Annotated in this window: 16 protein-coding genes; 13 read left to right on the forward strand and 3 right to left on the reverse strand. The window is 56.8% G+C overall.

From position 1 onward, the window contains the following. The first annotated feature begins 273 nt into the window (after nucleotides 1–273). Nucleotides 274–1,227 (forward strand): nickel/cobalt transporter, encoded by a 954-nt coding sequence (locus ABR39_RS01940; protein ID WP_047345546.1) that lies wholly within the window; start codon nucleotides 274–276, stop codon nucleotides 1,225–1,227. A gap of 32 nt (nucleotides 1,228–1,259) precedes the next feature. Here the strand turns inward: ABR39_RS01940 and proP are convergent, their stop codons facing one another. Beyond that, nucleotides 1,260–2,762, reverse strand: a complete 1,503-nt coding sequence (gene proP, locus ABR39_RS01945; protein WP_047345547.1) for a glycine betaine/L-proline transporter ProP — start codon at nucleotides 2,760–2,762, stop codon at nucleotides 1,260–1,262. 648 nt (nucleotides 2,763–3,410) lie between these two features. On the opposite strand from proP, the gene kdgT reads away from it, so the two are divergent. Then, nucleotides 3,411–4,403, forward strand: a complete 993-nt coding sequence (kdgT, locus tag ABR39_RS01950) for a 2-keto-3-deoxygluconate transporter (RefSeq protein ID WP_047345548.1) — start codon at nucleotides 3,411–3,413, stop codon at nucleotides 4,401–4,403. Nucleotides 4,404–4,464: 61 nt separating this feature from the next. On the opposite strand, the gene ABR39_RS01955 is transcribed toward kdgT, so the two are convergent. Beyond that, on the reverse strand, nucleotides 4,465–5,340 hold the full coding sequence (locus tag ABR39_RS01955; RefSeq protein WP_047345549.1) for a diguanylate cyclase regulator RdcB family protein: 876 nt from the start codon (nucleotides 5,338–5,340) through the stop codon (nucleotides 4,465–4,467). Next, nucleotides 5,337–7,691 carry a clamp-binding protein CrfC gene (gene crfC, locus ABR39_RS01960; RefSeq protein WP_047345550.1) on the reverse strand — a complete coding sequence of 785 codons (2,355 nt, stop codon included), beginning with the start codon at nucleotides 7,689–7,691 and terminating at the stop codon, nucleotides 5,337–5,339. The genes ABR39_RS01955 and crfC overlap by 4 nt, the downstream gene beginning before the upstream one ends. 596 nt (nucleotides 7,692–8,287) lie before the next feature. Here crfC and ABR39_RS01965 point away from each other — a divergent pair. The 11 genes from ABR39_RS01965 to phnK all read left to right on the forward strand — a co-directional run bounded on the left by ABR39_RS01965 (nucleotide 8,288) and on the right by phnK (nucleotide 16,481). Beyond that, complete coding sequence (locus tag ABR39_RS01965) at nucleotides 8,288–8,623, forward strand: zinc ribbon domain-containing protein YjdM (RefSeq protein ID WP_047345551.1); 336 nt, start codon at nucleotides 8,288–8,290, stop codon at nucleotides 8,621–8,623. A gap of 80 nt (nucleotides 8,624–8,703) precedes the next feature. Further along, a complete protein-coding gene (gene yjdN / locus ABR39_RS01970) occupies nucleotides 8,704–9,147 on the forward strand; it encodes a VOC family metalloprotein YjdN (protein WP_047345552.1) in 444 nt (147 codons plus the stop codon). A gap of 173 nt (nucleotides 9,148–9,320) precedes the next feature. After that, complete coding sequence (phnC, locus tag ABR39_RS01975; protein ID WP_047345553.1) at nucleotides 9,321–10,109, forward strand: phosphonate ABC transporter ATP-binding protein; 789 nt, start codon at nucleotides 9,321–9,323, stop codon at nucleotides 10,107–10,109. 24 nt (nucleotides 10,110–10,133) lie between these two features. Continuing rightward, entirely contained in the window at nucleotides 10,134–11,150 is a 1,017-nt protein-coding gene (gene phnD / locus ABR39_RS01980) for a phosphonate ABC transporter substrate-binding protein (protein ID WP_047345554.1), read from the forward strand. Between the two features lie 117 nt (nucleotides 11,151–11,267). Further along, nucleotides 11,268–12,047, forward strand: coding sequence for a phosphonate ABC transporter, permease protein PhnE (gene phnE, locus ABR39_RS01985; RefSeq protein WP_047345555.1), 780 nt, complete (start codon nucleotides 11,268–11,270; stop codon nucleotides 12,045–12,047). Between the two features lie 20 nt (nucleotides 12,048–12,067). Next, entirely contained in the window at nucleotides 12,068–12,793 is a 726-nt protein-coding gene (phnF, locus tag ABR39_RS01990) for a phosphonate metabolism transcriptional regulator PhnF (RefSeq protein ID WP_047345556.1), read from the forward strand. Continuing rightward, complete coding sequence (gene phnG / locus ABR39_RS01995; RefSeq protein ID WP_047345557.1) at nucleotides 12,794–13,246, forward strand: phosphonate C-P lyase system protein PhnG; 453 nt, start codon at nucleotides 12,794–12,796, stop codon at nucleotides 13,244–13,246. Beyond that, complete coding sequence (gene phnH / locus ABR39_RS02000) at nucleotides 13,243–13,827, forward strand: phosphonate C-P lyase system protein PhnH (RefSeq protein ID WP_047345558.1); 585 nt, start codon at nucleotides 13,243–13,245, stop codon at nucleotides 13,825–13,827. Before phnG ends, phnH begins: the two co-directional genes overlap by 4 nt. Next, nucleotides 13,827–14,891 carry a carbon-phosphorus lyase complex subunit PhnI gene (locus ABR39_RS02005; RefSeq protein ID WP_047345559.1) on the forward strand — a complete coding sequence of 355 codons (1,065 nt, stop codon included), beginning with the start codon at nucleotides 13,827–13,829 and terminating at the stop codon, nucleotides 14,889–14,891. The genes phnH and ABR39_RS02005 overlap by 1 nt, the downstream gene beginning before the upstream one ends. Beyond that, complete coding sequence (gene phnJ / locus ABR39_RS02010) at nucleotides 14,884–15,726, forward strand: alpha-D-ribose 1-methylphosphonate 5-phosphate C-P-lyase PhnJ (protein WP_047345560.1); 843 nt, start codon at nucleotides 14,884–14,886, stop codon at nucleotides 15,724–15,726. The genes ABR39_RS02005 and phnJ overlap by 8 nt, the downstream gene beginning before the upstream one ends. Next, nucleotides 15,726–16,481, forward strand: a complete 756-nt coding sequence (gene phnK / locus ABR39_RS02015; protein ID WP_047345561.1) for a phosphonate C-P lyase system protein PhnK — start codon at nucleotides 15,726–15,728, stop codon at nucleotides 16,479–16,481. The genes phnJ and phnK overlap by 1 nt, the downstream gene beginning before the upstream one ends. The last annotated feature ends 39 nt before the right edge of the window (nucleotides 16,482–16,520 follow it).

A 16,520-nucleotide genomic window follows, 5' to 3' on the forward strand; every position in this document is an offset into this window, starting at 1 on the left:
ATTTTTTCTCTTCAACCGAACCGCTTGTTGTGTGAAGTGATTCACATCCGCCGTGTCGATGGAGGCGCATTATAGGGAGTTCCCGAGCGACCGCAACCGAAAAGTTGCAAAAAAATGACTGACTGCTGCATTCCCCAGCAAAACCCCGCCTTATACCCTTTTATACACAAAGTTATCCACAATTATGAACGGATCCCGGCGCGATCCTACGAATTGAGCAGGAAGATCAACTATACTAGCGGCAAATACTCTCCTCTGTGCAGGCTCACCCTCATGACCACACAACGCCTCGCCCGCGACTGGCGTCTCCCTACAGCAGGGGTGATGCTGCTGGCAATCCTCTTTGCCGGTTTTACCCTGCATACGCACTGGAATGCCTTTATCCAGTGGTGTCTTGCCACACAAATTACGCTGCACCGCTATCTGGTGATGTATTTGCTGCAGCTTAATAACCACCAGTACAGCGGAGGATTATGGCTGTTAACGGGCGCTTTCCTTTATGGCGTTCTCCACGCCGTTGGTCCCGGGCACGGAAAGTTCATCGTGACGACCTACCTGACTACAAATAAGGAAAGCGAGCTGGCTGCCCGGGTCGTCCCTTTCCTGGGTAGCCTGATGCAGGGCGTCAGCGCCATTCTGTTTGTCTTTATTCTGGCGGTGGGGTTTAACCTCGCCTCAGGGGATATCAGCACCAGCCGCTGGTACGTGGAAAAGATAAGCGCTGTGCTGATTGGCGCATTCGGTGCTTTTGTCATTTACCAGGCGCTGAAGAGCTTGCGCCCGCGCAGGATGACGATCTCCGCCATCAAGCCCCTTCATCAGCATGACGAACATTGTGGCTGCGGCCACCACGGCGTGGGGACAGACCTGACGCAGGGAGACTGGAAAACGCGTCTGGGCGTCATTCTGGCGATCGGCGCACGTCCGTGCAGCGGGGCGATCATGATTCTGATGTTCTCGAATGCGCTGGGCATTGTCACCTGGGGAGTGGCCGCGGTCATGACCATGTCACTGGGAACCGCACTTTCTATTGTGGGGCTTTCACTGGCAGTTCGTTATGCCCGCGAGCGCACGGTGACCTGGTTCGGAGAAAGCACCTCATTAAAATGGCTGGTACCGGCAGTCAAAATAGCCGGAGGGATAGTCCTGATCCTGTTCGCGACAGTCCTTTTCCTGACGGTGATCCCCATCAGCGCCAATGGCGACTACATCGCTGCCGGATGCTAATAAAAGAAAACCCGCCAGCGGCGGGTTTTTTATTACTCGTTGATGCGTGGATGCTGGTCCACCAGTCGGGAGCGTTTCTTCTGCAGTTCTTCAATCTCTGCATCGATATCTTCAATCTTCTGCTCTACGTTATCGTAGTGCTCGCGCAGGATCTCTTTCGCTTCCTGGATGTCAGACGCCGCAGGCGTTGCACCTTTCAGAGGACGGTTCGCCGTCTCCTTCATGGTAATACCCGTAATCAAACCAATCACCGCAATTACCATCAGGTAATAAGCCGGCATCATCAGGTTCTGCGTGCTCTCCACCAGCGAAGCGGCAAGCGTCGGGGTCAGACCGGCAATCAGCACCGAGATGTTAAAGGCCGCGGCCAGCGCGCTGTAGCGAATGTGCGTCGGGAACATCGCGGGCAACGTTGAGGCCATCACCCCGATAAAGCAGTTAAGGATCACCGCCAGCAGCAGCAGACCGGCAAAAATCAGACCCAGCACGTTACTGTTAATCAGAATAAATGCCGGGATTGCCAGAGCAAACAGCGCAACGCTTCCCAGGATAATGAAGGGTCGACGACCAAAACGGTCACTCAACAGGCCCATAATCGGCTGCACAAACAGCATACCCACCATGATGGCGATAATAATCAGCACACCGTGATCTTCCGAGTAGTGCAGGTTATGCGACAGGTAGCTCGGCATGTAGGTCAACAGCATGTAGTAAGTGACGTTAGTCGAAATCACCAGACCAATACAGGTCAGCAGGCTGCGCCAGTGTTTAGTCGCAATCTCTTTGAACGACACCTTCGGACCATCCTGCAGCCCTTCGCGGTCCCCCTGTTCCAGTTTCTCAACGTGCTGCTGGAACGCAGGCGTCTCTTCAAGCGCATGGCGCAAGTACAGGCCAATAATGCCCAGCGGCAGTGCGAGGAAGAACGGGATACGCCAGCCCCAGTCGAGGAAGTTATCTTCACCCACCACGGTTGAAATCAGGACCACCACGCCCGCGCCCATGACAAACCCGGCAATCGAGCCGAAGTCCAGCCAGCTTCCCATAAATCCGCGCTTACGGTCCGGGGAATACTCTGCAACGAAGATCGAGGCACCGGTATATTCCCCCCCTACCGAGAAGCCCTGAGCCATCTTACAAATCAGCAGCAGAATCGGTGCCCAAATGCCGATGGTGGCATAAGAGGGGATAAGACCGATACAGAATGTACTGATCGACATAATGACGATGGTGATGGCAAGGATCTTCTGACGACCATATTTATCGCCGAGCATACCGAAAAACAGACCGCCCAGCGGACGAATCAGGAAGGGAACGGAGAACGTACCCAATGCGGCAATCATCTGCAGGCTGGGATCGGCCCCTGGGAAAAATACTTTACCTAACGCATAGGCCACAAAGCCGTAGACACCAAAATCGAACCATTCCATCGCATTACCGAGCGAGGCTGCGGTAATAGCTTTACGCAGTTTTGCGTCATCAATAATGGTGACGTCGCGAAGCGTAATGGGTTTAATCTTTTTCCTTCTTAGCATAGCTATCCTCGTTGACTCGGCCCTGTCTGTTTCACAGTCCAGTTTGCGTTCTGTGAACCATGGGATCCGCTCCATGCGAATCACCTTATTCAAGCGTAGCAGGTTTACTTACATTGACGTTTTACGTCGATACAACCGAACCTGTTGACGCCTGTCTGGGCAGTTAATGACCTTTTTACCCTACCAGCGTTTATATTTGTGATCAACTTCACACATATTTATGTGCCCGGTCAACTCAGTTCAGTTTTTGTCAAGACGCACCAATAAGTACTTCCTTACCCCACCTAAAGAACATCCTCACACGCGCCATTATTTCCTACTTAACAGAAAAACAAACCACGTTAATTCACATCAGATTTACATAAATTTTCATCATCTGGAACCGGCCCGAAGTTTTACCGTAAATATGTGACAAAGATAACTAAAACGGTGTTTTATTTTCATTGAATCGTTATTCCAATGATCGCATCATAAATCCGAATAAGGCGTTTTCGGTGTTTTCGAATGAGCTTGATCGGGAGCACACATTTAATTTTGTTGCAGGGCCAGCGAAAAAAGACCGCAAGCAACAAGAGCAATTCATTGAATTTATTGACTAATTTTTAACACCTATCACCCGTCCTGCGGGATCCGATGTGAGGTTTGTCTATGAAGATTAAAGCCACGATAGAACGCATACCCGGCGGTATGATGCTGGTACCGCTGGTACTTGGCGCCATCCTGAATACTCTTGCTCCCGATACCGGGGCTTATTTTGGTGGTTTCACAAAAGGAATGATAACGGGCACGGTTCCCATTCTGGCCGTCTGGTTTTTTTGTATCGGAGCATCCATTAATTTGCGGGCAACGGGTACCGTATTACGGAAATCCGGAACGCTGGTGATAACCAAAATAGCGGTTGCCTGGGCTGTAGCGATGATATGCGCGATGTTCATTCCGGAGAACGGAATTCAGACCGGGTTCTTCGCGGGTTTATCGGTCCTGGCGATTGTCTCGGCGATGGATATGACCAACGGCGGGCTGTACGCCAGCCTGATGAACCAGTACGGGACGAAGGAAGAGTCCGGCGCATTCGTGCTGATGTCTCTGGAGTCCGGCCCGCTGATGACGATGCTGATTCTGGGATCTGCGGGCCTGGCATCTTTTGAACCACACCACTTTGTCGGCGCGATCCTGCCCTTCCTGGTCGGTTTCGCCCTAGGCAATCTGGATCACGACCTGCGTGATTTCTTCAGCAAAGCCACGCCGGTGCTGATCCCGTTCTTCGGCTTCGCGCTGGGGAACACCATCAACCTGAAGGTCATTCTCGATACCGGCCTGCTGGGCATTGTGCTGGGTGTCGCCGTTATCATTATCACCGGAATTCCACTGATTATCGCCGACCGCGTAATCGGGGGAGGAAACGGCACGGCGGGCGTCGCCGCCTCTTCAGCCGCGGGCGCTGCCGTCGCCAACCCGGTGATTATTGCCCAGATTAACCCGGCCTTCGAACCGGTGGCGGCTTCAGCGACGGCACTGGTTGCCGCCAGCGTGATTGTCACCGCGATTCTGGTGCCCATCATCACCGCGCTGTACGCGAAACGTTATGGGAATATGCAAGAGACCCTGCCAGAACCGAAACCAATAGAAATGAATCATTAACACACCGCACCAAACCATCCCCTCTCCCTCCGGGGAGAGGGTTAGGGAGAGGGGTAAGGGATCACCCAAAAATCTCTTCCACCATCCCGTCCACCAGCCGTTTTGCCGAGCAGAGCCTCGGCATCCCAAGTGCGACGGTCTGCCAGTTTTGCGTCACTGACCAGCTCACCGGATGTTTATCCGCCTGACACCAGTCCCCCAGCCAGCCCAGCATGTCTTTATGATCGATCAACCCCGGAGACGCAGGCGTTGTAAGCCACTGATGATAGAAATGGCGGGTGGTAGGTGATGCATTAATGCCCTGCGCCAGATAGTTTGCCGCCATGCTGCGCAGGTTATCCTTGAGCATGGCCGCCACATCATCATTCGCGAGACGGCAGGCATCGCCAAATGGCCCCCAGCGCAGCTCTTCCAGAACGATAAAACAGCGCCCGGCAAGCGACCAGCCATCATAATGACCGGCCCGCCAGCGGGTAAAAATCTGCTCGCTGTGCTCACCCGCCTGCACCGTTAGCCCGCGCTGGGTCAGCGCTTTTTCTTTATAAGCGGCGCGTTGGGTAAAATGAGAAGAGAGTTCAGCGTACTGCTGCATCAGACCCGGAGACTGCTGGGCGCGCGGGTGGGTCTGCTGGCGCACCGCAATTAGCTTCTCCGCCATCAGCGTCAGCGCGAGATGACCCGGGTCAAGCATGCCGGCCAGTTTTTCCGCCAGCCCCAGGCGCAGCGCCGTATTTTCATTGAGCATACCCGCCATCGCCCAGGGGCGCAGACGGGTATGGGTCATGATTTCCTGAGTCAGACGCTCACGAAACTGCAGCTGTTGTGGTCCCAGGTGGGGATGACGCGCCGCGTCTACCCCCTGCACCAGATCGACCATAAATTTTGGATTAATACACTCCAGCGTTCGCCCGGGGCCGTCCAGTAGTTGTGTTGTCATGGTTGCTCTGCCGCGAATAGAGTTTGAATATCATCGCGTAACAGTCGGGTATCTTCCTGTATCCACGTCGCAGTCGTGATACTTTGCTTCAACAACTGGCAGAGCGCTCGGGTTGAATGCTCATTCTGTTGACGGACTGCGAGGCTATCACGCAAGCTTTCCTGTAACCCGGTCAGGCACAGCGAAAATTCTGCAAAGAACGTTGCCATACCTGCCGTAACAGAGACATCGACCTGCGCGGACAAAGCTTTACGTATTTGTTCACAAAATTGCTCAATATGATGCTTAAATTTTTCATGTAGCTGCGCAATGTCGATAACATAGCGCGTGCGCGTTTCCACATAATCATCCCAGCCCCAGCCCGGATTATTGAGCCATCGAGAGACCGTTTCACGCATGCTGCCCCCGCCAGAGGGCTGGCCAGCCAGGCTGTCATCTTCCGCAATCGCATCGTTAAACAGCGCCCGCGTATTGAAGTTAAGCTGGCTCGCCTGAAAGGCCGGGAAGCTGATCCGCGCACGAAAACCCGCATGGCTCAGATGCTCTTTGATTCGCGTCTCAATGGGGCGCATGGCTTCATTCAGGGAACGCGCCAGCGTAGACTCCAGCTGATCGAAGCGTAGCGCCAGCTCGCGGGCGATCTTCGTCTGCGCGTCCAGCATGATAAGCTCGCAGGAGGCGCGAATTTTACTCAAAGCGATCTGTGCCTGCCCTTCATCGTCCAGAACCAGCTGTTTCAGCGCTTGCGGCTCGTCATCGCGGCGGTTCAGCCGATCGATGCCTGCCAAATCAAGAATATGGTGCGCGCTGAACACATCACCAATCGCCTGGTGAAGGGCCGTTTTTTGGGACACCATAAAGTCCGCGGTGGCGTTCAGCGCCTCCTCAACCTCATGTTTCACCTCATCGCTCACCACGCTCTGGCGCGTCTGCAGAAGCGTCATGTCCTCTTCCAGACGTGCGATGTTCAGCTCCAGTGCCTCAAGGGCCACCGTCAGTCCCTGATAGCGGAAGTCGAGATATTCGCGGGCATTTTGCGCGTAGTTGAGCAGCTTATGCGAAGCCGAACGCAGAGCGAACAGCGAGGCGTTGGCGTAGGCGGCGTAAATCAGCTTGCGGATCGGTTGTTCAAATAGCGAATCTTCCCAGAGCAGATCGGCCGAATGACGAACATGGTCGATATCGTCCAGGTCCGCCGTACGCCAGCGACGCCCAAGCGCAGCCTCGGCAAAATCCTGCACCCACGGTTGCTCCTGATGATCCGGCAGCTGCCCGTGCGTACTCATCTCGTAGCGAGCGCGATTCGCCAGATACGCCCACATGGACGAAACGGGGTAGATCTGGCCGGGCGAGATATTGCCTTTCATTAAGGTGCCGGAGATCATCGCCCTGATCTGTTCTTCATCGTCACTATTGCGATCTTTCTGATCGAATTTATTGACCAGCGCATACAGCGGTACGGATTTTCCCGCCGCGGAAATAGCCTGGCGGACCTCTTCATCCGAAATGGATTTAAGCTGGGTATAGTCCATCACCGCCAGCACCGCCGACGCGCGGGAGAGCTGCTCGCTGAGCATTTTTTGCAGATGCGGTTGTCCAGCCTCGTTGGGCCCGGGCGTGTCAAGCAGCGTCAGCTGCCCGAGGTGAGCATCCAGGCCCGCAAGATGCACGAACTCCACCTCAATCACCGGAATGTGTTCGATAGCCGCATATTCAGAGAACGGAAACTCGACGCCTAACGCCTGGGAGAGCCTCACCAGGTCGTTGAGGCTTTTCAGACAATGAAATATGGGCTGCGCCCCCAGGTGATGCTTCTCAAATGCTTCCCCTTTTTCAATACGCTCCAGCAGGGTATTCATGTCTTTATCAATTTCCAGCCGCTGGGCCAGTATCCCGCGATCGTAATCGCAAAGCTTTTTCTGCAGCAGCTGGATCAATTCATCAATGGGCGAGGCATGTGAGAAATGCAGCACCGGATCCTTCTGGCCCGGCGTATGGCGAATCAGCGTCGGTAGCGCCGTCATCGGACGATTGCGGTTCGGCAACACTTCGGTCCCCACAATCGCATTAATGGTGGTCGATTTCCCCGCTTTCATGGTGCCAACAATAGCCAGGACCATTTCCAGCCGGGTTATTTTCCGTAATTCATTATTCAGCATCGCCTGCTGCGCTTCGACACCGCGCGCGCTAAAATGCAAAGGTAAAACGTTATTCTTTTCACCCGTAATGGCAGCTGTTGTGCTTTCCAGCATCGCCGTCGGCATTGATTTCAACGTATCAAGATTTTGCAGTGCGAGCTGTAACAAACGCTCAGCTTCCTGGCTTAATTCAAAAATGGTCTGTGTGTGCATGATAAAAGACTTTCCTTAACGCAAATTTATTACTTTTATTAAGCCACTGGTATTAATTATGTTGTTCAGGCTTATATGATTACGTGTGGAAAACATGTTCGCCGAAATATAACTGATTGAAGATAATCAGAAATAATTCACTATCCTTGCATGGCGTGTAGAGCTCTTCTCCTGGCCTGATAGCCAAAAGAAAAAAGCGTAGCCCATTTTTAAGAAACTTCAGGATATATCCTCATTATTTACCCACCTAAAAAGAGAGGTAATACGCCCCTGCCATAAGATATGTATGGCAGCGAAGTCCGGAGATAAATAACAATGTGTCGCTTCACCTTATCCGAAATGGAGGTGCGTAGCAATTTGCGGCAATAAAATATTCGATATATTTCGCGTCATTTCTTCCCACCGTGTTAATGACGTAAGCATCGCTTAACTGACTGACAGGAAGTGTCACTGCCAATACGTTTTTAGCATTTTTTTTAATTCACAATATCACCGACAACCGTGTGGATTTGCGCTATACTTGCCGCCTTTTTCGGCACCCTGCCGTCATTTAGCTGGCACTTTCCAGCGCGTTTACACTTTTTGAGGATACCGATATGCAACTCCCACACTGCCCGAAATGCAATTCTGAATACACCTATGAAGATAATGGCATGTTCATCTGCCCGGAATGCGCTCACGAATGGAATGATGCCGAGCCAGCGCACGATGCTGACGCACTCGTCGTAAAAGATGCGAACGGCAATCTGCTTGCAGACGGCGACAGCGTTACCGTCATTAAAGATCTGAAGGTTAAAGGCAGCTCATCCATGCTGAAGATCGGCACCAAAGTGAAGAATATCCGTCTGGTTGAAGGCGATCATAATATCGACTGCAAAATTGACGGCTTTGGTCCGATGAAGCTGAAATCTGAGTTTGTGAAAAAGAACTGATTGACCTGCCCGGTGGCGCTTCGCTTACCGGGCCACCCGCAACTACACTTAATGGGCTTTTCTTACGTGAGGTAAAGATTATGCCGTTAAGTCCCTACATCTCTTTCGCCGGCAACTGTGCAGAAGCCACTTCCTTCTACCAGCAAGCCGTCGGCGCAGAGCTTCTCTATAAAATTACCTTCGGCGAAATGCCAAAAAGCGATAACAGCGAGGAAGGCTGTCCGTCCGGTATGCAATTTCCGGATTCGGCTATCGCTCACTCCAACGTCCGCATTGCGGGCAGCGATATTATGATGAGTGATGGGCTGCCGCCGGGCAGCAAAGCGCAGTACGCCGGCTTCACGCTGGTGCTCGACACCCAGGACGTGGTGGAAGGGAAACGCTGGTTCGACAACCTTGCCGCAGGCGGCAATGTCGAAATGGCCTGGCAGGAGACCTTCTGGGCACACGGTTTCGGTAAAGTCACCGACAAATACGGCGTGCCGTGGATGATTAACGTCGTGAAGCAACACCAAACGTCGTAGGCAGGCTAAGCGCAGCGCAGCCGGCAACAGCGCCCGGTGGCGCTGCGCTGACCGGACCTACGGTGACTGTCATCGCTTTCACTTCAACTCTTCAAACTCCCGCAACCTGTACTTAACCCAAATGTCACATTGATGCGCCAGCATGAGGCCACATTTATCGTGAGGCCCAGCACATGCAAACCGTCATCCGCGTCGAGAAACTGAGCAAGACCTTTCATCACAACAAGGCTCTGCATGCCGTTGATCTCACCGTCCGGCAGGGCGAAATGGTGGCGCTGCTGGGGCCATCCGGTTCTGGTAAATCCACCCTTCTGCGCCATTTGAGCGGGCTTATCACCTGCGATAAAACGCCGGAAAGCCACGTCGAGCTGCTGGGTAATACGGTGCAGCGTGCGGGGCGACTGGCGAGCGATATCCGCAAGAGCCGCGCCCAGACGGGCTACATCTTTCAGCAGTTCAACCTGGTGAATCGCCTGACGGTGCTGGAGAACGTGCTGATTGGCGCGCTCGGCAGCACCCCGTTCTGGCGCACCTGTCTGCGCTGGTTCTCTCCTTCCCAGAAGCAGGAAGCCTTACAGGCGCTAACCCGCGTCGGTATGGCGCATTTCGCCCACCAGCGCGTGTCCACCCTGTCCGGTGGGCAACAGCAGCGCGTCGCCATTGCCCGCGCCCTGATGCAGAAAGCGCAAATCATTCTCGCTGACGAACCCATCGCCTCGCTGGACCCGGAGTCCGCACGCATTGTGATGGAGACCCTGCACGACATTAACCAGAAAGACGGCATCACCGTGGTGGTCACGCTGCATCAGGTGGATTACGCCCTGCGCTACTGCGAGCGTATCGTCGCCCTGCGTCAGGGACATGTGTTCTTTGATGGCGCGAGCCATCAGTTTGATAACGACCGTTTTGACCATCTCTACCGCAGCATTAATCGCGTCGAAGAGAACGCGCAGGCTGCTTAATTAAACCCGATCCGAGGAAAGTACATGAGCTACAAAGCCGTTGCCGCGCTGGCCTTTACCAGCATGTTCAGCATCAGCACCCTGTTAAGCCCGGCGTACGCGGAAGAGCAGGAAAAAGCGCTGAACTTTGGCATTATTTCGACGGAATCACAGCAGAACCTGAAACCTCAGTGGGAACCGTTCCTGAAAGATATGGAAACCAAACTGGGGATCAAAGTGAACGCCTTCTTCGCCCCGGACTACGCGGGCATCATCCAGGGGATGCGCTTTAATAAAGTGGACATCGCCTGGTACGGCAATCTCTCCGCCATGGAAGCGGTGGACCGCGCGAACGGCCAGGTCTTCGCCCAGACCGTCGCGGCAGATGGCTCCCCGGGCTACTGGAGCGTGCTGATCGTGAACAAAGACAGCCCGATCAACAACCTCAGTGACATGCTTGCCAAACGCAAAGAGCTGACCTTTGGCAACGGCGATCCAAACTCTACCTCTGGTTACCTTGTCCCTGGCTACTACGTCTTCGCCAAAAACAACGCCTCCGCCAGCGACTTCAAGCGCACGGTGAACGCCAGCCACGAAACCAACGCCCTGGCCGTGGCCAACAAGCAGGTGGATGTCGCCACCAACAACACCGAGAACCTCGACAAGCTGAAGACCTCCGCACCGGACAAGCTGAAAGAGATCAAGGTTATCTGGAAATCCCCGCTGATCCCCGGCGACCCGATTGTGTGGCGTAAAAACCTGTCCGAAAGCACCAAGGACAAGGTGTACGACTTCTTTATGACCTACGGCAAAACGCCGGAAGAGAAAGCGGTTCTGGAACGTCTGGGCTGGGCACCGTTCCGCGCCTCAAGCGACCTGCAGCTGGTGCCGATTCGCCAGCTGGCGCTGTTTAAGCAGATGCAGGGCGTGAAGGACAACAAAGGGCTGAAGGACGACGAGAAGACCAGAAAAGTCTCTGAAATTCAGGCGCAACTGGACGATCTCGACCGCCTGACCGCCGCGCTCGGCGCGATGACCAGCGTGAATAAAGCGGTGCAGTAACGCCTTTCTCCCTCTCCCTGTGGGAGAGGGCCGGGGTGAGGGCATCAGCGCGCACATTTCCCCCTCACCCTAACCCTCTCCCTCAAGGGAGAGGGGACTAAACACAAAGGAGCCAACATGCAAACCATCACCCTCCCGCCGCCGAAGCGCAGCTGGTTCTCGCTAATAAGCTGGGCCATCCTGCTGGCGGTGCTGGTTATCTCGTGGAAAGGCGCGGAAATGGATCCGCTGCTGCTCTTCAAAGACGCGGGCAATATGGCGACCTTCGCCGCCGATTTCTTCCCGCCGGACTTCAGCCAGTGGCAGGACTACCTCAGCGAAATGGCGGTCACCCTGCAAATTGCCGTCTGGGGCACCGCGCTTGCCGTCATTCTCTCCATTCCGTTTGGCCTGATGAGCGCCGAGAACATCGTGCCGTGGTGGGTATACCAGCCCATGCGTCGCCTGATGGACGCCTGCCGCGCCATCAACGAGATGGTCTTTGCGATGCTGTTCGTGGTGGCCGTCGGCCTCGGTCCGTTCGCGGGCGTCATGGCGCTGTTCATTCACACCACCGGCGTGCTATCCAAGCTGCTCTCGGAGGCGGTCGAAGCCATCGAGCCCGGCCCGGTGGAAGGCATCCGCGCTACCGGTGCCAACAAAATCGAGGAGATTCTCTACGGCGTTCTGCCGCAGGTAATGCCGCTGCTGATCTCCTACTCCCTGTACCGCTTTGAGTCCAACGTCCGCTCCGCCACCGTGGTGGGCATGGTCGGCGCAGGCGGGATTGGCGTCACCCTGTGGGAAGCGATTCGCGGTTTCCAGTTCCAGCAAACCTGCGCCCTGATGGTGCTCATCATCATCACCGTCAGCCTGCTGGATTTCCTCTCTCAACGTTTGCGTAAGCACTTCATCTGAGAAGCGAGGCTTTGTTTTCTATGCACTTATCCAGACATCCGACCAGTTATCCCACCCGCTGGCAAGAGATTGCGGCAAAGCTCGAAGTGGAGCTGCGCACGCACTACCGCTGCGGAGACTACCTGCCTGCTGAACAACAGCTTGCCGACCGCTATGAGGTGAACCGCCACACCCTGCGCCGCGCCATTGACCAGCTGGTCGAGCGCGGCTGGGTGCAGCGCCGCCAGGGCGTGGGCGTGCTGGTGCTGATGCGCCCGTTTGACTACCCGCTAAACGCCCAGGCGCGCTTTAGCCAGAACCTGCTGGATCAGGGCAGCCACCCGACCAGCGAAAAGCTGCTCTCGGTATTGCGCCCGGCCTCCAGCCACGTGGCGGACGCGCTGGGCATTCAGGAGGGCGATAACGTCATTCACCTGCGCACGTTGCGCCGGGTCAACGGCGTCGCGGTCTGTCAGATAGACCACTACTTCGCGGACCTCGCCCTCTGGCCGGTGCTGCAGCATTTCTCCAGCGGATCGCTGCATGATTTTCTTCAGGGCGCGACGGGCATTGCGCTTAAGCGTACCCAGACGCGCATCAGCGCCCGTCGCGCGCAGGCGAAAGAGAGCAAGGTGCTGGAAATCCCCAATATGGCCCCGCTGCTCTGCGTGCGCACGCTTAACCACCGTGACGGCGACGTCAACGCAACGGAATACTCCGTCAGCCTGACCCGCGCCGACATGATCGAATTCACCATGGAGCACTGAATGCACTTCGACACCGCCACCCGACAGCGCTGGATGCGCGTGCTGGCTCACAGCCAGCCTGCTGCGCTCTCTGCACGCATGAACGCCCTTAGCCTGGCGCCCGAATACGACACCCTCCGCGCCCCGGAGATCGGCCTCGTTCAGATCCAGGCCCGCATGGGCGGCACCGGCGCGCGCTTCTTCGCCGGCGATGCCACCCTCACCCGCGCAGCGATCCGCCTGAACAGCGGCACGCTGGGTTACAGCTACGTGCTGGGGCGCGATAAAGCGCACGCCGAGCGCTGCGCGGTGATCGACGCGCTTTTACAGGAACAACCGCATTTCCAGACCCTGATGGAAACCCTTATTGCCCCGCTGGAAGCCGACCGCGCCGCGCGCATTGCCGCACGTCAGGCCGAAGTGAATACCAGCCGGGTCGACTTCTTTACGCTCGTTCGCGGAGACAACGCATGACGCTTCAACCTGCTTTTACCCTGGCCGTCCAGGATGCCCAACACAGTTTCCGCCGCCTGCTGAAGGCCATGAGCGAGCCGGGCGCGATCGTCTCGCTGCACCAGCTCTCCCAGGGCTGGCTGCCGCTCAATCTGGCGACCACCAGCGTGCTGCTGACCCTTGCCGACAACGACACGCCTGTTTGGCTTTCAGGCGCATTATCCAACGATATCGCCAGCCAGAACCTGCGCTTTCACACCAGTGCCCCGCTGGTTGAGCAGCCCCGTCAGGCGGTCTTTGCCGTGGCCGATGAGCAAATCAGCCACGAGCAGCTCAACGCCCTGAGCGAAGGCAGCGCGGTCGCTCCGGAGACCAGCGCCACCCTGATTTTGCAGGTTTCAAGCCTGAGCGGCGGCCGCATGCTGCGCCTGACCGGCGCGGGCATCGCGGATGAACGCATGGTCGCTCCGCAGCTTCCAGAGTGCATCATTCATGAGCTGACCGAGCGTCCGCACCCGTTCCCGCTGGGCATTGACCTGATCCTGACCTGCGGCGAGCGTCTGCTGGCGATCCCGCGGACCACCCACGTGGAGGTGTGCTGATGTACGTTGCCGTCAAAGGGGGCGAAAAAGCGATCGCCGCCGCCCATGCGCTGCAGGCGCACAGACGACGGGGTGATGAACGGCTTCCCGAGCTGAGCGTCGCCCAGATTGAGCAGCAGCTAAACCTCGCCGTCGATCGGGTAATGACCGAAGGCGGTATCGCCGACCGCGAGCTGGCGGCGCTGGCCCTGAAGCAGGCCAGCGGCGATAACGTCGAAGCCATCTTTCTGCTGCGCGCCTACCGCACCACGCTTGCCAAACTGGCGGTGAGCGAGCCGGTCAATACGGCGGAGATGCGCTTAGAACGCCGCATTTCAGCGGTGTACAAAGATATTCCCGGCGGCCAGCGACTGGGCCCCACCTACGACTACACCCATCGCCTGCTGGATTTCACTCTGCTGGCGAACGGCGAAGCACCGCCGCTCAGCACCTCTGACGCCGAACCAGAACCGTCTCCCCATGTCTTCAGCCTGCTGGCGAAACAGGGTCTGGCGAAGGCGGAAGAGGATTCTGGCGCGCAGCCGGATGACGTCACCCGCACGCCGCCGGTTTACCCGTGCTCGCGATCGTCGCGCCTGCAGCAGCTGATGCGCGGCGACGAAGGCTATCTGCTGGCGCTGGCCTACTCCACCCAGCGCGGCTACGGGCGCAACCACCCGTTTGCGGCCGAGATTCGAAGCGGCTATATCGACGTCGAAATCGTGCCGGAAGAGCTGGGTTTTGCGGTAAACGTCGGCGAACTGCTGATGACCGAGTGTGAAATGGTGAACGGTTTTGTCGCGCCTGAAAATGAAGACCCTCACTTTACCCGCGGCTACGGGCTGGTGTTTGGCCTCGGCGAGCGTAAAGCCATGGCAATGGCGCTGGTCGACCGCGCCCTGCAGGCGCCGGACTACGGCGAGCACATTGCAGGCCCGGCGCAGGACGAAGAGTTCGTGCTCGCCCATGCGGATAACGTTGAGGCCGCAGGCTTCGTCTCGCACCTCAAGCTGCCGCACTACGTCGATTTCCAGGCCGAACTGGAACTGCTGAAACGCCTGCAACGGGAGCGTAAACATGGCTAACTTAAGCGGCTACAACTTTGCCTATCTGGATGAGCAAACCAAACGCATGATCCGCCGCGCCATACTCAAAGCGGTCGCCATTCCGGGTTATCAGGTGCCGTTCGGCGGCCGCGAAATGCCGATGCCCTACGGCTGGGGCACGGGCGGTATTCAGATCACCGCCAGCGTAATCGGCGAGTCTGACGTGCTGAAGGTTATCGACCAGGGCGCCGACGACACCACCAACGCCGTATCAATTCGCAACTTCTTTCAGCGCGTGACCGGCGTTAATACCACCGAAAAAACCGAAGATGCGACGCTGATCCAGACCCGTCACCGCATCCCCGAAACCCCGCTCACCGAAGATCAGATTTTGATTTTCCAGGTGCCCATCCCGGAGCCGCTGCGCTTTATCGAACCGCGCGAAACGGAAACCCGCACCATGCACGCGCTGGAAGAGTACGGCGTGATGCAGGTGAAGCTTTATGAGGATATCGCCCGCTTCGGCCATATCGCCACCACCTACGCCTACCCGGTGAAGGTCAACGGGCGCTACGTCATGGATCCGTCGCCGATCCCGAAGTTCGATAACCCGAAGATGGACATGATGCCAGCCCTGCAGCTGTTCGGCGCCGGGCGTGAAAAACGCATCTACGCCGTCCCGCCTTACACGCGTGTCGAAAGCCTGGATTTCGACGATCACCCGTTTACGGTGCAGGAGTGGGACGAGCCGTGCGCCATCTGCGGATCCAAACACAGCTATCTGGATGAAGTGGTGCTGGACGACACGGGCAAACGGATGTTTGTCTGCTCCGACACCGATTATTGCCGCCAACAGAGCGAGGCGAACAGCTAATGAAACCGCTGCTTTCGGTTAACAACCTGACCCACCTCTATGCGCCGGGCAAAGGCTTCAGCGACGTGTCGTTTGAACTCTGGTCGGGGGAAGTGCTGGGGATCGTCGGCGAGTCCGGCTCCGGCAAAACGACGCTGCTGAAGTCCATCTCCGCGCGCCTGGCACCGCAAAACGGCGAGATTTTGTATGAAGGCGCGTCGCTGTACGGCATGAGCGAGGCCGAACGCCGCCGCCTGCTGCGCACCGAGTGGGGCGTGGTGCATCAGCACCCGATGGACGGCCTGCGCCGTCAGGTGTCGGCGGGGGGCAACATCGGCGAACGGCTGATGGCCACCGGCGCGCGCCACTACGGCAACATCCGCGCCACCGCCCAGCACTGGCTGGAGGAGGTGGAAATCCCCGCCTCGCGTATCGACGACCTGCCTACCACCTTTTCCGGTGGGATGCAGCAGCGCCTGCAGATCGCCCGCAACCTGGTCACGCACCCGAAGCTGGTGTTTATGGATGAACCCACCGGCGGGCTGGACGTCTCAGTGCAGGCGCGCCTGCTCGACCTGCTGCGCGGCCTGGTGGTGGAACTGAACCTGGCGGTGGTGATTGTCACCCATGATTTAGGCGTTGCGCGCCTGCTGGCGGACCGTCTGCTGGTGATGAAGCAGGGCCAGGTGGTGGAAAGTGGGCTAACCGACCGCGTGCTCGACGATCCTCACCATCCGTACACCCAGCTGCTGGTGTCGTCCGTGTTGCAGAATTGAGGTTGCTGTTGCCGGGTGGCGCTGCGCTTACCCGGCCTA

The sequence above is a fragment of the Enterobacter genomosp. O genome (assembly GCF_001022965.1).
Classification (GTDB): domain Bacteria; phylum Pseudomonadota; class Gammaproteobacteria; order Enterobacterales; family Enterobacteriaceae; genus Enterobacter; species Enterobacter cloacae_L.

Excerpts from the sequence above, each read along its gene's own strand:
- ABR39_RS01940 (WP_047345546.1), top strand. The coding sequence starts at position 274 with ATGACCACACAACGCCTCGCCCGCGACTGGCGTCTCCCTACAGCAGGG.
- proP (WP_047345547.1), bottom strand. The coding sequence starts at position 2,762 with ATGCTAAGAAGGAAAAAGATTAAACCCATTACGCTTCGCGACGTCACC.
- kdgT (WP_047345548.1), top strand. The coding sequence starts at position 3,411 with ATGAAGATTAAAGCCACGATAGAACGCATACCCGGCGGTATGATGCTG.
- ABR39_RS01955 (WP_047345549.1), bottom strand. The coding sequence starts at position 5,340 with ATGACAACACAACTACTGGACGGCCCCGGGCGAACGCTGGAGTGTATT.
- crfC (WP_047345550.1), bottom strand. The coding sequence starts at position 7,691 with ATGCACACACAGACCATTTTTGAATTAAGCCAGGAAGCTGAGCGTTTG.
- ABR39_RS01965 (WP_047345551.1), top strand. The coding sequence starts at position 8,288 with ATGCAACTCCCACACTGCCCGAAATGCAATTCTGAATACACCTATGAA.
- yjdN (WP_047345552.1), top strand. The coding sequence starts at position 8,704 with ATGCCGTTAAGTCCCTACATCTCTTTCGCCGGCAACTGTGCAGAAGCC.
- phnC (WP_047345553.1), top strand. The coding sequence starts at position 9,321 with ATGCAAACCGTCATCCGCGTCGAGAAACTGAGCAAGACCTTTCATCAC.
- phnD (WP_047345554.1), top strand. The coding sequence starts at position 10,134 with ATGAGCTACAAAGCCGTTGCCGCGCTGGCCTTTACCAGCATGTTCAGC.
- phnE (WP_047345555.1), top strand. The coding sequence starts at position 11,268 with ATGCAAACCATCACCCTCCCGCCGCCGAAGCGCAGCTGGTTCTCGCTA.
- phnF (WP_047345556.1), top strand. The coding sequence starts at position 12,068 with ATGCACTTATCCAGACATCCGACCAGTTATCCCACCCGCTGGCAAGAG.
- phnG (WP_047345557.1), top strand. The coding sequence starts at position 12,794 with ATGCACTTCGACACCGCCACCCGACAGCGCTGGATGCGCGTGCTGGCT.
- phnH (WP_047345558.1), top strand. The coding sequence starts at position 13,243 with ATGACGCTTCAACCTGCTTTTACCCTGGCCGTCCAGGATGCCCAACAC.
- ABR39_RS02005 (WP_047345559.1), top strand. The coding sequence starts at position 13,827 with ATGTACGTTGCCGTCAAAGGGGGCGAAAAAGCGATCGCCGCCGCCCAT.
- phnJ (WP_047345560.1), top strand. The coding sequence starts at position 14,884 with ATGGCTAACTTAAGCGGCTACAACTTTGCCTATCTGGATGAGCAAACC.
- phnK (WP_047345561.1), top strand. The coding sequence starts at position 15,726 with ATGAAACCGCTGCTTTCGGTTAACAACCTGACCCACCTCTATGCGCCG.